This window comes from Streptomyces sp. GESEQ-4, assembly GCF_017948455.1.
Classification (GTDB): domain Bacteria; phylum Actinomycetota; class Actinomycetes; order Streptomycetales; family Streptomycetaceae; genus Streptomyces.
Genome location: NZ_JAFFSU010000017.1, coordinates 15,432 through 29,730 on the forward strand (window position 1 = coordinate 15,432; position 14,299 = coordinate 29,730).

General features: G+C 69.1%; 19 protein-coding genes and 1 pseudogene. 15 read left to right on the forward strand and 5 right to left on the reverse strand.

Annotated elements, in window-relative coordinates:
• Positions 1-53: 53 nt before the first annotated feature.
• From KCH48_RS28325 to KCH48_RS28340, 5 genes are all read left to right on the forward strand, one after another.
• Entirely contained in the window at positions 54-794 is a 741-nt protein-coding gene (locus KCH48_RS28325) for a DUF2993 domain-containing protein (RefSeq protein ID WP_210577736.1), read from the forward strand.
• Positions 795-993: 199 nt separating this feature from the next.
• Complete coding sequence (locus tag KCH48_RS43495; protein ID WP_350310325.1) at positions 994-1,074, forward strand: putative leader peptide; 81 nt, start codon at positions 994-996, stop codon at positions 1,072-1,074.
• A 124-nt stretch (positions 1,075-1,198) separates the two neighbouring features.
• Positions 1,199-2,038, forward strand: a complete 840-nt coding sequence (locus tag KCH48_RS28330; protein WP_210577737.1) for a sulfurtransferase — start codon at positions 1,199-1,201, stop codon at positions 2,036-2,038.
• Positions 2,039-2,069: 31 nt separating this feature from the next.
• On the forward strand, positions 2,070-2,360 hold the full coding sequence (locus KCH48_RS28335; RefSeq protein WP_210577738.1) for a DUF1416 domain-containing protein: 291 nt from the start codon (positions 2,070-2,072) through the stop codon (positions 2,358-2,360).
• 89 nt (positions 2,361-2,449) lie between these two features.
• Positions 2,450-2,710: a DUF3099 domain-containing protein gene (locus KCH48_RS28340; RefSeq protein WP_210577739.1), complete on the forward strand. Its 261-nt coding sequence runs from the start codon at positions 2,450-2,452 to the stop codon at positions 2,708-2,710.
• A gap of 240 nt (positions 2,711-2,950) precedes the next feature.
• Here the strand turns inward: KCH48_RS28340 and KCH48_RS28345 are convergent, their stop codons facing one another.
• Positions 2,951-3,313, reverse strand: a complete 363-nt coding sequence (locus tag KCH48_RS28345) for a DsrE family protein (RefSeq protein ID WP_210577740.1) — start codon at positions 3,311-3,313, stop codon at positions 2,951-2,953.
• A gap of 100 nt (positions 3,314-3,413) precedes the next feature.
• Between KCH48_RS28345 and KCH48_RS28350 the strand changes: the two genes are divergently transcribed.
• The 7 genes from KCH48_RS28350 (at position 3,414) to KCH48_RS28375 (ending at position 8,135) form a co-directional block, all read left to right on the forward strand.
• Positions 3,414-4,112, forward strand: a complete 699-nt coding sequence (locus KCH48_RS28350) for a hypothetical protein (RefSeq protein ID WP_246886013.1) — start codon at positions 3,414-3,416, stop codon at positions 4,110-4,112.
• On the forward strand, positions 4,109-4,984 hold the full coding sequence (locus KCH48_RS28355; RefSeq protein ID WP_210577742.1) for a hypothetical protein: 876 nt from the start codon (positions 4,109-4,111) through the stop codon (positions 4,982-4,984). Before KCH48_RS28350 ends, KCH48_RS28355 begins: the two co-directional genes overlap by 4 nt.
• On the forward strand, positions 4,981-5,880 hold the full coding sequence (locus KCH48_RS28360; RefSeq protein ID WP_210577743.1) for a hypothetical protein: 900 nt from the start codon (positions 4,981-4,983) through the stop codon (positions 5,878-5,880). Before KCH48_RS28355 ends, KCH48_RS28360 begins: the two co-directional genes overlap by 4 nt.
• 65 nt (positions 5,881-5,945) lie before the next feature.
• A complete protein-coding gene (locus KCH48_RS42980; protein WP_282615197.1) occupies positions 5,946-6,080 on the forward strand; it encodes a hypothetical protein in 135 nt (44 codons plus the stop codon).
• A 25-nt stretch (positions 6,081-6,105) separates the two neighbouring features.
• Positions 6,106-6,681, forward strand: coding sequence for an FABP family protein (locus KCH48_RS28365; RefSeq protein WP_210577744.1), 576 nt, complete (start codon positions 6,106-6,108; stop codon positions 6,679-6,681).
• A gap of 32 nt (positions 6,682-6,713) precedes the next feature.
• On the forward strand, positions 6,714-7,151 hold the full coding sequence (locus tag KCH48_RS28370; RefSeq protein WP_210577745.1) for a Fur family transcriptional regulator: 438 nt from the start codon (positions 6,714-6,716) through the stop codon (positions 7,149-7,151).
• Between the two features lie 18 nt (positions 7,152-7,169).
• Positions 7,170-8,135: a folate-binding protein YgfZ gene (locus KCH48_RS28375; RefSeq protein WP_210577746.1), complete on the forward strand. Its 966-nt coding sequence runs from the start codon at positions 7,170-7,172 to the stop codon at positions 8,133-8,135.
• 30 nt (positions 8,136-8,165) lie between these two features.
• On the opposite strand, the gene dtd is transcribed toward KCH48_RS28375, so the two are convergent.
• Positions 8,166-8,591, reverse strand: coding sequence for a D-aminoacyl-tRNA deacylase (dtd, locus tag KCH48_RS28380; RefSeq protein ID WP_210577747.1), 426 nt, complete (start codon positions 8,589-8,591; stop codon positions 8,166-8,168).
• A gap of 64 nt (positions 8,592-8,655) precedes the next feature.
• Positions 8,656-10,287 (reverse strand): annotated as a pseudogene (locus tag KCH48_RS28385) (IS200/IS605 family accessory protein TnpB-related protein).
• A 314-nt stretch (positions 10,288-10,601) separates the two neighbouring features.
• Here KCH48_RS28385 and KCH48_RS28390 point away from each other — a divergent pair.
• Positions 10,602-11,210 carry an aerial mycelium formation protein gene (locus tag KCH48_RS28390; protein WP_210577749.1) on the forward strand — a complete coding sequence of 203 codons (609 nt, stop codon included), beginning with the start codon at positions 10,602-10,604 and terminating at the stop codon, positions 11,208-11,210.
• Positions 11,211-11,268: 58 nt separating this feature from the next.
• Positions 11,269-12,519: a GNAT family N-acetyltransferase gene (locus tag KCH48_RS28395; RefSeq protein WP_210577750.1), complete on the forward strand. Its 1,251-nt coding sequence runs from the start codon at positions 11,269-11,271 to the stop codon at positions 12,517-12,519.
• 223 nt (positions 12,520-12,742) lie between these two features.
• Here KCH48_RS28395 and KCH48_RS28400 read toward each other — a convergent pair whose 3' ends face one another.
• Entirely contained in the window at positions 12,743-12,928 is a 186-nt protein-coding gene (locus KCH48_RS28400; protein WP_210577751.1) for a hypothetical protein, read from the reverse strand.
• A 221-nt stretch (positions 12,929-13,149) separates the two neighbouring features.
• Here KCH48_RS28400 and KCH48_RS28405 point away from each other — a divergent pair, with 221 nt between their 5' ends.
• Complete coding sequence (locus tag KCH48_RS28405; RefSeq protein WP_210577752.1) at positions 13,150-14,058, forward strand: winged helix-turn-helix domain-containing protein; 909 nt, start codon at positions 13,150-13,152, stop codon at positions 14,056-14,058.
• Positions 14,059-14,094: 36 nt separating this feature from the next.
• Here the strand turns inward: KCH48_RS28405 and KCH48_RS28410 are convergent, their stop codons facing one another.
• Positions 14,095-14,283, reverse strand: coding sequence for a hypothetical protein (locus KCH48_RS28410; protein ID WP_210577753.1), 189 nt, complete (start codon positions 14,281-14,283; stop codon positions 14,095-14,097).
• Between the last annotated feature and the right edge of the window lie 16 nt (positions 14,284-14,299).

The following is a 14,299-nucleotide window of genomic DNA, read 5'->3' on the forward strand; positions in this document are numbered from 1 at the left end:
CAGTGACCGTGACCGTCGTCCTTGATGACCGCCGAGGTGGGGGAACCCCGAACATGCGCGCACTGCGAATACTGCTGATCGTCGTCGTGATCCTCGGCGGCCTCTTCGTAGCCGCCGACCGCCTCGCCGTGAACTTCGCCGAGGACGAGGCCGCAGGCAAGCTCCAGACCACGGAGAACCTCGCCGCCAAGCCCGACGTCTCCATCAAGGGCTTCCCCTTCCTCACCCAGGTCCTCGGCGGCGAACTGGACGATGTCGAGATCGGCATCAAGAACTACGAAGCCCCGGCGGGCGACAGCGCCGAGAAGATCACCATCGGCGATCTTCAGGCGAACATGAAGGGCGTCGAGTTCTCCGGCGACTACAGCTCCGCCACCGCGGCCACCGCCACCGGCACCGCGACCATCTCCTACGCCGAGCTGCTGAAGACCGCCCAGTCGGAGCCCACCGAGATCGCCCCCGGCGTCACCGCGAACATCGTCGGCCTCTCCGACGGCGGCAACGGCAAGATCAAGGTCTCGGTCGAGGCGACCGTGCTCGGCACGAAGCTGCCCGAGCCGGTCTCCGTCCTCAGCACCGTCACGGTCGAGGGCGACAACACCGTGAAGGTGCGCGCCGAGAAGCTCCCGTCGTTCGGCGGCGTCCGGACCGCGGAGAACGAGGTCAGGGAGATCACCGACTTCGAGCAGCAGATCGACGACCTGCCCGGCGGCATCCAGCTGGACCGGGTCCAGGCCGCGCAGGACGGTGTGGAGATCGGGGTGAAGGGTTCGAACGTCCGGCTCGCCGGGTAGGACGTCAGCGGCCATCACCAGGGCAGTCCGAAGGGCGAGACGCGGACGTCCGTACCGCAGATGTGACGAGGGATACGCGGGCCCGGAATCCCTTCCGGGCCCGCCCCTTCACTCATCTCATCCCACATCCCGGACGATCGCGTCTCAAAATACGACACACCGGTGACATGCCCACCTGTCCGTCCCTAAGCTCAAGCCCATGAAGCGACAGGCGGACCTCACGAAGCGGCGGGCAGTAGACCTGTGCCGCGTCGCCGCCATGCTCTGTCGCACCTTCTGAGCGGAAGCGCAGCCTTCCGCATTCCCCGCGCCCTGCCCAGGGCATTCGTGCGCCGTCCGGCTCCTGGACCGCGCGCCCCTCTCACTCGCACGCCCCGCCGCAACTGCCCCGGAGGAGAAAGAGCATGAGCCGCAGCGACGTCCTGGTCGATGCCGACTGGGTCGAGGCCAACCTCGACAACCCGAACATCGCGATCGTCGAGGTCGACGAGGACACGTCCGCGTACGAGAAGAACCACATCCGAGGCGCCATCCGGATCGACTGGACCAAGGACCTCCAGGACCCGGTACGCCGTGACTTCATCGACCAGGAGGGCTTCGAGAAGCTCCTGTCGGCGAAGGGCATCGCCAACGACACGCTGGTGATCCTCTACGGCGGCAACAACAACTGGTTCGCCTCGTACGCCTACTGGTACTTCAAGCTCTACGGCCACGAGAACGTCAAGCTGCTCGACGGCGGCCGCAAGAAGTGGGAGCTGGACGCCCGCGAGCTGGTCGAGGAGGTGCCGGTGCGTCCGGCGACCGACTACAAGGCCAAGCCGCAGGACAAGTCCATCCGCGCCTTCCGTGACGACGTGGTCGCCGCCATCGGTTCGCAGAACCTGGTCGACGTCCGCTCGCCCGACGAGTTCAGCGGGAAGCTGCTCGCCCCCGCGCACCTGCCGCAGGAGCAGTCGCAGCGTCCGGGTCACGTCCCGTCCGCCCGCAACATCCCGTGGTCGAAGAACGCCAACGACGACGGCACCTTCAAGTCGGACGAGGAGCTCAAGGAGCTCTACGCCGAGGAGAACGTCGACCTGGCCAAGGACACCATCGCCTACTGCCGTATCGGTGAGCGCTCCGCGCTGACCTGGTTCGTCCTGCACGAGCTGCTCGATGTGCAGAACGTCAAGAACTACGACGGTTCCTGGACCGAGTACGGCTCCCTCGTCGGCGTGCCGATCGAGCTCGGCGCCAACAAGTAAGCCCCGACCTTTACCCCTCAAGGAGTTCGACATGTGTGGAGCGAAGGCCGGCGGCCCCGACGCCTCGACGATCAAGCCCGGTGAGACCACCATCCAGGGTCAGGTGACCCGTGACGGCGAGCCGGTGACGGGTTACGTCCGTCTGCTGGACTCGACCGGCGAGTTCACCGCGGAGGTCCCGACCTCCGCGACGGGCCAGTTCCGCTTCTACGCGGCCGAGGGCACCTGGACCGTCCGCGCCCTGGTGCCGGGCGGCGCCACCGCCGACCGCACCGTCGTCGCCCAGCAGGGCGGCTTGGCGGAGGTAGCGATCGCGGTCTGAACCACGACACGACCGACGGAAGGGCCGTACCCCACGGGTTGGACACCGGGGGTACGGCCCTTCCGCGTGCCCGGACCTACCCTGGTCGTATGTACGCACGGCGACGACACCTCTACTTCGCCATGATGGGGACCTGCATCGCGCTCTTCGTCCTGGCGTGGGGAGTCGTACGCCTCTGGTCGATCCCCGTGGCCGTGGGCATGTGCGTGGTGGCGATGGTCATCCCGCCCCTCGCCGCGATGGTCGCCAACCGCCGTGGCCCCGACGACCGTTGGTGGGACGATCCGTCCGGCGACCCGAAGTCCGACGAGTGGTGGGACGAGTTGGACGGGAAGCGGCGACGGCAGTAGGGGTAGGCGTGGTTTTTCTGGCCCCCGCCGCCCCTACCCGTCCCATCCCTGGGGGCTGCGCCCCCAGACCCCCGCTTCGGCCTGAACGGCCTCGTCCTCAAACGCCGGACGGGCTATGAATAGCCCCTCCGGCGTTTGAGGAGCGGGGGTCCAGGGGGCGGAGCCCCCTGGCGGGGTTGAAGGGGCGGAGCCCCTGGGGGATGGGACGGGTAGGGGCGGCGGGGGCGAAATCGATGCAGGTCAGTACACCAGTGCCTGTGTTTCCTCGCCCAGCGCCTCCTGTACGAACACCTGCGCCCCCGCGATCCGTACGCCCTCGATGACGTCCTTCTCCGTGATGTCCCGGCGGGCGGCGCACTGGGTGCACAGGGTGACGCGGCCGCCCGCGAGGAGGGAGTCGAGGAGGTCGGGGAGCGGGGCGGCGTGGGGGAGTTCGAAGTCGGCGGCGCGGCCGGGGAGGGCGAACCACGCGGACTCCCCCGTCAGCCAGAGGGAGACCTCGACACCGCTGGCGACAGCCACCGCCGCCACCGTGAACGCCTGCGAGCACCGCTCGGGGGAATCCGCCCCGGCCGTCACCTTGATCACGAGCTTCTTCGCCATGCCCGAATCGTAATCAACGCCCTTACAACTCCGTCGGCTGACCAAGAGTCCCTGTGAGCGCGCATAAGGAATGCGCACTTACGTTCTGTGGGGGGACGTCTTGGAATTACGCTGTACGGCCCTGCTGATCGCAGGCGCCGCCGCCCTCGGCCTGGTCGCCGGTACCTGCACCGGCTACCTCGTGCAGGCGGACCGCGAGCCGACGAAACTGCCCTCGCTCTCCCAGCCGACGCTGCCGCAGGCGAGGGGCGAGGAACCGGAGCCGCTGTCCGCCGCCCAGGACCGCCGGGTGAAGACCGACGGTGACCTGCGCAAGCTGCTGCTGAAGAAGCCGGCCGGCGCGCAGGACGCCGACTGGCTGCCCGGCGACGGCTGGATGGACCTGGCCGCCTACGCCGACACCTACGAGAAGCCGGACCGGAAGTTCGGCGACCTCATCGGCGAAGAGTTCCGCCGGGCGGCCGTCACCGGCTGGGAGTCCGGTACGACCACGGTGGAGATCCGGCTGATCCAGTTCCGCCAGGAGGAGGCCCTCGCGGCCGCCGGCTCGGTGGACAACAGCCAGCACTGGGCGGACGCCGAGGGCGCCAACGAGAGCTGGACCCTCCCCGGCACCGGGAACGGCATGGCGTACGTCTACACCGAGCCCGAGCGCGAGGCCGGTTACCTGCCGGTGTACAGCGCGGAGGCCCACGCCTGGCGCGGCGACATCGCCATGGAGATGTGGGTCTACGGCGCCGAGCCGATCAGCAAGAAGAAGATCATGGACCTCGCAAAGCGGCAGATGGAGCGGCTGTGACCGAGCACCAGAACGAGCCGGTTCAGAGCGAGCCGGTTCAGAGCGCGCCGGCCGTCGAGTCCGGCCTTCCCGTCGAGCCCGGCCCGCCCGACGAGCTCTCCGCACCGCCGCCCGCCAAGAAGCCCTTCCTCCGGGGCCGTATCGCCGCGGTGACCGGCTCTCTCGTCGTCGCCGGCGCCCTCGTCACCGGCGTCGGCTACACCGCGGTGACCGTGAACGACGCCGACCGTGCCGCAGGCGCCCCCGTCTGGACGTTCCCGAAGACCACGGCCGGGGACGAGAAGGCGGCCACCGCCAAGGGGCTCGCCGGTCTGCTCGTGCCGTACGGCACGACCGGCAGCTGGACCCGCGGTCCCGACCTCGGCGAGTTCGGTTCCGACGCCGAGCTCGGCGGCGCCCAGGCGACCGCCCTGCGCAAGGAGGCGCTCGCCGACCTGCCCCGCACCCAGCGCAGGCAGCTGGAGAAGGAGATCGACCGGCAGCGCGTCAAGGGCATGGCGATGCGCAGCTACCTCAGCCAGGAGCCCTACTCCCACAGCGAGAACCTCGACGTCTACACGGTGAGCATCGTGCTGGCGCAGATGGAGAGCCGGGCGGCCGTGCGGGACCTGGCCACGTACCAGAACGAGTTCCTCGACGCCCTGGACATCTTCCGCAAGGGCCCCGAGGTCAAGGGCCACAAGAACGCCCACTGCTTCCTGCCGCCCGAGGACGACGACACGGACCTCGAGGCCATGTACTGCTCCGCGTACCAGGGCGACGTCCTGGTCACCGCCACCGCCGACGGCGTCAAGGCACTCGACACCAAGGGAGTCGCGATGCTCCTCGCCGAGCAGCTCGACCGCATCGCCGAACCGGGGGAGGCGGTATGACCGAGCAGCCCAGGACCACGGAACCGACGGAATCCGTCGTGGAGAAGCCGCAGCCCCTCCTGCCCCCGCTGCCTCCCGCGGCCCCGCCCCTCGTCCCGCTCCAGCCCTACGGCCCGCCCCCGGTACCCCCCGCTCCCAAGGACCGCCGGGTCCTGCGTGCCGTACTGCGCTGGACCGCCGCCGTGGTGGTCTTCGCGGCGGTCGGGGCATCGGCGGCGTACGGGATCACGCGGATGGAGCGGACGGACGTACCGGGACTGGCGACGGAGTCGGACGGCCGGTGGGACTACCCGCGGCTGGAGAGACCGCCGCTGCCCTCCGGCAGCCCCGAGACCTTCGCCCAGGCCAACAAGGCCGGCGCGCACCACGCCGACCTGCGGACCCTCGTGCTGCCCGCCCCCAGGGGCGCCGAGGAGGACAAGGCGCTGCGCGGCGAGGACGGCTGGCTGGCGACGAAGGACTTCCTGGCGGCGTACGAGAAGGAGGAGCGTGCGGAGTTCGCGCAGGAGCTGACCGACAACGGCCTGAGGCACATCGCGGCCCGCGGCTGGACCACCGGCGACGGCACACACACGCGGATCTACCTCCTCCAGTTCGACACCGCGGCCGTCGTGGACGAGCTGTTCACGAACACCGCCTCGTCCAACGGCCCCGACCGTCTGCTGCGCGGCGCCGGGGCGTCTATCTTCGACGAGGACTTCCCGCAGGCGACCCCGGTCGACAAGATCCAGCGCTCGGTGTACACGGAGACGAAGCCGTACGGCGCCGAGCACGACCGGCAGGCGTACCTGGCCGCCGGTGACGTCCTCGCCGTGATCGTCCAGTCCCGGAAGGGCGCGGCCGAGGCGGTTCCGTTCCAGCAGACGGTGATGCTGCAGAGCCAGCTGCTCGCCTGACCCCCGCGAGGGCGTACCTCACGGAGAGAGCCGGGCCCCGGCCGCGTAAGCTGGGGCCCGGTCTTGTGCAACGCGTACTCTCGCTCACCGAGGAGCATTTCGTGGTGATCTTCTTCGAAGCCCTGCTGGCCCTTGTCTGCGTCGGCGTCCTCGCCTTCGCCGGGCTGACCGTGAAGAAGCTGTACCAGGGCCAGCGCTGACCCCCACCGAGGAATTGCCCCGCTCATGATCGAGATCCCGTCCGACCTCCACAAGGACCTGGTCCCCCTTGCCTTCCTGCTCGGCGACTGGGCCGGCGCAGGTGTGCACGACTTCCCGGGCGCCGAGAAGTGCAACTTCGGCCAGGAGGTCTCCTTCAGCCATGACGGCCGGGACTTCCTGGAGTACCGGTCCCACACCTGGGTGCTGGACAACGACGGGAACAAGGTCCGTCCGCTGGAGTCCGAGACCGGCTACTGGCGCATCGACGCCGACCGCAAGGTCGAGGTCACGATGGTCCGCGACGACGGCGTCGTCGAGATCTGGTACGGCGACCTGGCCGAGAAGAAGCCCCAGATCGACCTGGTGACGGACGCGGTGGCACGGACCGGCGCCTCCCGCCCGTACACCGGCGGCAAGCGCCTCTACGGCTATGTGAAGAGCGACCTCATGTGGGTCGGAGAGAAGCAGACGCCCGAGGTCGAGCTGCGCCCCTACATGTCGGCGCATCTGAAGAAGGTCGTCACCCCCGAGGACGTCGAGCGCTGGGCCAAGGCCCTCCCGGACGACATGCCTGACGACGGAATCGCATTCTTCAAGTAGGGCTTGTCGGAAGTGGCTCTAGACTCGACGGTGTGGTGAGCACCGACTGGAAGAGCGATCTGAGGCAGCGCGGCTACCGGCTGACCCCGCAGCGGCAACTCGTGCTCGAAGCCGTGGACACCCTTGAGCACGCGACCCCCGACGACATCCTCGTGGAAGTGAGGAAGACGGCGTCGGGGGTCAACATTTCGACGGTGTACCGGACCTTGGAGCTGCTCGAGGAGCTCGGGCTGGTCAGCCACGCCCACCTGGGGCACGGGGCGCCCACGTACCACCTCGCCGACCGGCACCACCACATCCACCTCGTCTGCCGCGACTGCACGAACGTCATCGAGGCCGATGTGTCCGTCGCCGCCGAGTTCACCGCCAAGCTGCGCGAGACGTTCGGCTTCGACACGGACATGAAGCACTTCGCGATCTTCGGCCGGTGCCGCGACTGCACGCTCAAGAATTCAACTACCAATTCGTAGGGTCGTAGGCTGGGTCCCATGAAGAGCCCTCTGCTGACTCTGCCCGGCGCCGTCCCCGCCGAGGGCGTGGACGAAGGCGTCGCCGCCCACTACGGCGATCTGTTCCGCGAGCAGCGCGCCCTCGCCGAAGGCACCGGCTTCGTCGACCTCTCGCACCGCGGTGTCGTCACCGTCACCGGCGATGACCGGCTGAGCTGGCTGCACCTGCTGCTCACCCAGCACGTCACCGACCTGCCGGCGGGCCAGGCCACCGAAGCGCTGATCCTGTCGGCGCACGGCCATATCGAGCACGCGCTGTACCTGGTCGACGACGGATCGACGACCTGGGCCCACGTCGAGCCCGGCACCCAGGAGGCGCTGATCGCGTACCTGGAATCGATGAAGTTCTTCTACCGGGTCGAAGTCGCCGACCGCACGGACGAGTTCGCGGTCGTCCAACTGCCCGCCGGTTCGATCGCCGAGGTGCCGGACGGCGTCGTCGTACGCGAGACGGCGTACGGCCGTGATCTCTTCCTCCCCCGCGCGGACCTGGAGTCGTACGCCGAGAAGGCCGGCCCCGCGGCCGGGATCCTGGCGTACGAGGCCCTCCGCGTCGAGCACCACCGCCCCCGCCTCGGCTTCGAGACCGACCACCGCACCATCCCGCACGAGCTGGGCTGGATCGGCACGGCCGTCCACCTTCAGAAGGGCTGCTACCGCGGCCAGGAGACGGTCGCCCGTGTGCACAACCTGGGCAAGCCCCCGCGCCGCATGGTCTTCCTCCACCTGGACGGCAGCGAGGTGCACCTGCCGCCGCACGGCACGGAGCTCCGGCTCGCGGACGACGGGCCCGATGGGCGCAAGATCGGTTTCGTGACCACGTCCGTACGCCATCACGAGCTGGGGCCGGTCGCGCTGGCGCTGGTGAAGCGGAACGTGCCGGTGGACGCGCGGCTCATGGCGGATACGACGGCCGCGGCGCAGGAAGCGGTCGTAGAGCCCTAGATGCCGTAGGGCCCTAGGTGTTGTAGAGGCCTAGATTTCGAGCAGGACCGTGAACGGGCCGTCGTTCGTCAGATTCACCCGCATCCGCGCACCGAAACGGCCCGTCTGTACCGTCGCACCCAAGGTGCGCAGCTGGGCGACGACCTCGTCGACGAGGGGCTCGGCGATGTCGCCGGGGGCGGCGGCGTTCCAGGTGGGCCGGCGGCCCTTGCGGGCGTCGCCGTACAGCGTGAACTGGCTGATGACGAGGAGCGGGGCGTCGATGTCGCTGCACGACTTCTCGTCCTGCAGCATGCGGATCGACCAGAGTTTGCGGGCGAGTTGGGCGGCCTTCTCCTTGGTGTCCTCGTGGGTGACGCCGACCAGGACGCACAGTCCCTCGCCGATGATCTCCCCGACCGTTTCGCCGTCCACGACGACGCTCGCGCCGTCGACCCTCTGCACTACTGCACGCATGCACCCATGATGCCCTGCGGTCACGAGTGGCCCTCGGGCGGTGCGTATCGCTCCTTAACCGTTCCTAGAGACTGAGCGGGAGTGAGTCCTGTTGCCAGGACTCATGCTCAGCCGAACGCCCCGAACGGTGTTGGGCGTTCTGGTCTCCCGCGTTCGCTCCGCATCCGGGCGGCACGCATCTGGTGCGTGGTCCGGGAATGCGGGGGCGGGTTTCCTCCCGCCCGGGGACCTCCGGTCGGGCCTGGACGGTCCGATGCCCACGACGATCACTCCGGTCGTCGTGGGGCGGTGCCGTCCGTCGCCGGATCGGGTGTCCCTGGGCGCGCCTTCCGATCGCCACGGCGGCTGCGTCGTGGCGCGTGGTGGTGCGGTTCTTCGAGGTCAGCAGGCGCTGCCAGTGCTGGGCGCCCCATCGGGATGTGTAGGCCGGGTCCACGGCGATGATCGCGATGCCTGTGTGGTCGGCCATCGACGTGAGCCGGGCGCGGAGCTTCCCGGTGGGCATGCCGGAGATCAGCTGTCGGAAGCGTTTCTTGCGGCCGTGCTTCTCCCGACTCTTCTCCGCACGAAAGTCCAGGTCTTCCACCGCGATCGCGGTGACGCCACAGGTCTTCGCCCAGTTCAGCAACCGCGTGAGGGCGTGACGGAGCTGGGCGTCGCGATGCTGGGCGGTGCCGGACAGGTCGTAGAAGAAGCGGCGCGGGCTGCCGGTCGGGTTGCCGTGCACATCGAGGCGCCAGGCGGCGAGGTGGTCGGCGTTGGTGTCCACGCCGATCACGCCCTGGGCCAGGGCGGCCTGAAGCGGGATCGTCTGCGCCGCCTGGTATTGCCAGGATGCGGTGAGGTACCAGCGCCCGCGTGCCACATCCAGGTGAATGCGGTACGCGACGGCCCGGTTTGCCTCGATGCGGTCGGCCCACTCCGGTCCCCGGTGCGGGAAGCTCACACGGGCGGTCAGCACATAGCGGCCGTGCTTCGCGTTCGCCAGCCCTGCCAGCGGTGCGGGAAGCTTGATGCTCACCTCGCCGTCAGGGGTGACGCGGATGGTCTCGTTGCCGTACCGCTTCTGGGACTCGCCGTCGGCGGCGAGGAACCAGCGTTCGGCTTCCCACTGCCTGCGCCACTGGCCCTCGGTGAGCTGGGCCGTGTCGAGGTGGTGGCGGGTGCGGGCCATGCGCTTGCCGCCTCTGACCACATGCACGATCCCGGCCTTACGGTCGGCTTGCTCGGCGGCCAGCCGGTCTTCGAGGACGTGCAGGCGGCGGTTCTTGGCGTGCCACTCCTGACGGGAACGGTAGCCGCCCGGTGTCTTCTTGCTGCCCTTCTCCCCGACCGGGAGCGACAACCGGTGCGCGATCGTGGCGATGCCCGCTTCCAGGCCCTGGATGTGGGCCCACTGGCAGCGACGGGCGAGCGCCCACTGATCATGGGTGGCCTTGGTGATGCTGCCCGCCCACCGTGACGACGACACTGCCGCCAGCTCCCGCTTGCGCACGGCCCACGCGTCCGCGGAATGCTCCAGACCCTCTGTGCAGCGGGCCTTGAGGTCCGTCGAGGCGAGCGAACCGAGATGCGCGCCGACCAGTCCGAGGACGTTCTCGTCCTGCGGCGTCAGGTCCTTGAGGCGGGTCCGCACGGCGACACCGCTCGGGCCGGTCGCGACGAACGACTTGGCCGGTGACCGCAGCCCGCCCACCCGTCACCCCCTGTCCGGCCCCGCCCGAAGATCCCGTCACCGCATCCAACGAGGCCCGACAGCAAAGGTCACACATTCGACGCAGGAACATCCGTTCCCCCGCGAAGGGCCCACCCATGACTGACGCACGCACAGACCAGACCAGACCAGACCACCGACACTCGCTCCTGCCCACCAGAACACACTTGAGCACACTCCAGCGGCAACAGCTCCAAACCCCCCATCTGGGGCTGATCGGGGGCACTCATTCACATACTGGCCACTTGGGGTGGCACGATGCTTCCACACGCCGGTCGAGGGGACGGTTGAGGCAGATGAGCACACCGAGTACGGGGCAGCCGCCGACGGTCAGCGCGGCGGACGTCGCGCGTCTGCGGCCGCCCACGCAGCGCACCGACAGTCCGAGCCCGAGCCTGTGGCCGCAGCTGGCCGCCGAGCCGGCCGACCCCGACCTGGCCTCGCTGAGCCTGCCGGAGCTGCGCACACTGCGCCGCGACGCACAGCGGGACGAGGCGGACCTGAGTTATGTACGGCGGCTGCTGCAGGGCCGTATCGACATCCTGCGGGCGGAACTGGCACGGCGCGGACCGGCCGGGCAGACGTCCGTCGTCGACCGGCTCCCGGAGATCCTCACCGACGCCCCGGCCCGCCACCGCTCCTCCGCCCGCCATGTGACGCTGGGGACGCCGTACAGCGAGGAGTACCGGCAGCTGGCCGCCGAGATGCTCGCCGAGGTCGAACTCTCCGACCTCGGCGCCCGCACCGACCTGGAACTCAACACCGCCATGGGCCGCCTCGTCCGCTACGAGCAGCAGGTCTCCCACCGCCGACAGCGCCTCCAGCGCACCGCCGACGACTGCAGCGGCGAGATCGCCCGCCGGTACCGGGAGGGCGAGGCACAGGTGGACGACCTGCTGACGTGACGCGGGGGGCGGGTAAAACCCCGCGACACCCTCACCGTCGTATGCCTACCGTGATCCCATGAGCCGCCGCGCCGACATCGACGTCCGTCCGATCACCGAAGCCGAGTTCCCGGACTGGCTGCGTGCGGTGAAGACCGGGTTTCTGCAGCGGCCGACGCCGCCGGAGGAGGAGGTGGAGGTCCGTCGTCGCCGGTTCGAAGACGGGCGTTTTCTCGGGGGCTTCGACGGGGGCCGGTGTGTCGCCACGTTCAAGTCGTTCGCGCAGGAGCTGACGGCGGTCGGTGGTACGCCGGTCCCGGCCGATGCCATCTCGGGCGTCACCGTCACCGCCACTCACCGGCGCCGGGGTCTGCTGACCCGGATGATGGACCGGGATCTCGCCGCGGCGAAGGAGCGGGGCGATGTGGTGGCGACCCTGATCGCCGCCGAGTATCCGATCTACGGGCGGTACGGCTTCGGGCCCGCCACCTGGATGAGCGAGTGGACGGTCGACGTACCGCGGACCGGCCTGGACCCGCGGTGGGCGGGGCCGGAGGACGGCGGACGTATCGACCTCGTCGACGGCGACGAGGTGCGCAAGCTGGGCCCCGAGCTGCATGAGCGGCTGCGGCGGAGTCAGCCCGGCGCCGTCAGCCGCGACGACCTGTGGTGGCAGCTCAAGACCGGCGTCGTACTCTTCGAGGAGTCGTGGACCGAGCCCCACTTCGCCGTGTACCGGTCGGCGGCCGGCGAGGTCGAGGGGCTGGTGTCGTACCGGTCGGACGACAACTGGCACGACAAGCAGCCGCACAACACGGCCCAGGTGGACTGGCTGATCACCACGACTCCGGGGGCCGAGCGGGCCCTGTGGCGCTACCTCTGCTCCATCGACTGGATCACGACGGTGAAGAGCGGCTGGCGGGCCCCGGACGATCTGCTTCCGCTCCTGCTGCCCGACCCGCGTGCCGCCCGGATCGCCGGGCAGTCGGACTGGCTGTGGGTGCGGATCCTCGATGTCGTACGGGCCCTGGAGGCGCGGACGTACGAGGGGCAAGGGTCGCTCGTCGTCGACGTACGGGATGCGGGCGGGTTCAGCGGCGGGCGGTACCGTCTCGATGCCTCGCCGGAGGGGGCCGGCTGTGCGCCCACCGCCGCGTCCGCCGAACTCACGCTCGACGTGGGCGAGTTGGCGGCCCTGTGGCTGGGTGACGAGTCCGCCGTGCGGCTGGCCGCGCTGGGGCGGGTCCAGGAAGAACGAGCGGGCGCCGCCAAGATGGCCGACGCCCTGCTGCGTACGTCCAGGCGGCCTTGGTGCCCGGACATGTTCTGAGGTCTCCTTTCTGCCGACGACGACGGACCGTTCATCCGTAGCTGTGCTCTTCAGTTGTGGAGCTCTTCAGTTGTGGCTGTGCTGGTGTGTGCAGCTGTCGCTGCTGTTCAGTTGTCGGTGTTCAGTTGTGGCTGTGCGTTTGGTGCGGACTGTCCGGGCTCCCGGCTCCCCTCCGGAAGGGAGCCCGGTCAGTCGGTCCTGGACGGGGCGGCCGGTGTGGTGCTCAGCCGTGCTGGGCGAGCAGCATCACGAGGATGACCGCGCCGATACCGCCGAAGACGGTGTTCCTGGCCTTGATCCCTACGGCCAGTGCGACGAAGCCGATGATTCCCATCGGGCCGTACTTCCACTCGATGAGCTGCTCGAATGCGACGGCGAGAGCGGCGAGGACGATGGCGGCGAGCGGCATGTCGGTCCCTCCTTCGGGACGGGTGGCCCTGGGACGGTGAGGCGGAACCCTGCTGTGGACCGTCCACCTGGTCGAAGGACCCGACGCTGGTGGCCAACCCCTTGAAGTCTTGACCATGTTGCTCAAGTTGGTGACCAACTCCACTGTACTTATCTCCGCTTGGAAGCGTCTCATAACCACCTTTCTTTGAACTGACGTAAGATGGCGAGAAGTTGTACTGTTTGGTCGTGGACCCGAAACACGCCGCCGTCAATGGACGGGCGAGGTCACAGGCGCCACCCAAGTCACATCACGAGGTGGCCGACGAGCTGCGCGCCCGCATCAGGTCGGGTGAGCTGCGGCCCGGCCAACGCATGCCGACGCAGGCCAGGTTGGCCGACGAGTTCGGCGTCGAGCGGGGGGCCGTACGGCAGGCGCTGCGCATCCTGCAGTCGGAGCACCTGCTCACCAACGTCTCCAAGGGCAGCCCGGCCACCGTCGCACCCGATCTGAGCAGGGCGCTGGTCGGCCCGGGGGCCCCGCCCCTGCCCACGATGGTGGCGCTGGCCCCCCGCATCGCGGCCGCGTTCGCCGGCACGCATGTCGAGATCGACGCGCTGTGCCTCACCTCGATCAACCTCACCCTCGCCATCGGCGAACCACTGCGCCAGATCCACACCGGACAGCTGAAACCGGCCAAGGTCGACGTCCGGGTCCTGCTGCCCAGCCGCGACATCGATCTGGCCTTCCCGTCGTCCGTGGATCCCACCGACGACGACTACGTGCACCGCCGCTGGCTCTCCCAGCGCAACGCCCAGGGCCAGGTCCTGCGGCACAACCTGCTGGCCCTGCGCTCCTCGCACGGCATCGACGTCGATGTCTCGTTCCGCGCCCTGCCCTTCACCCCGCCCGTGAAGCTGTACCTGCTCAACAGCACGGAGGCGCTCTTCGCCTACTACACGCTCACGCGACGCGAGCAGGAGATCGAGCACGAGCACCTGGAGATGTACGACGCCGAGGGCTCCCAGTCCATGCTGTTCGCCTTCGAGCAGGGCGGCGGCTTACGTGACACCACGTTCGTCGAGCAGTCGCAGCTGTGGTTCAACGCACTGTGGGAGACGATCAGTTCGGAGCTGGTGCTCACGAGCTGACGTCTCCCACAGGATGGTCCGCGGTGTGATCCGACCTCATAGAGCGGGCCCCGAGACCAGCACCGCGAGCATGACGGCGCCGATGGAGCTGAGCGCCGGGCTCTTGGCCTTGATACCGATGGTGAGCAGCAGCAGTCCGAGGATGCCGGTGGCGCCGTACTTCCACTGGACCATCTGTTCGAAGCCGACGACGAACACTGCGGAGATGAGGGCGAGGGCAGGCACGGTGTTTCCCCCTTCG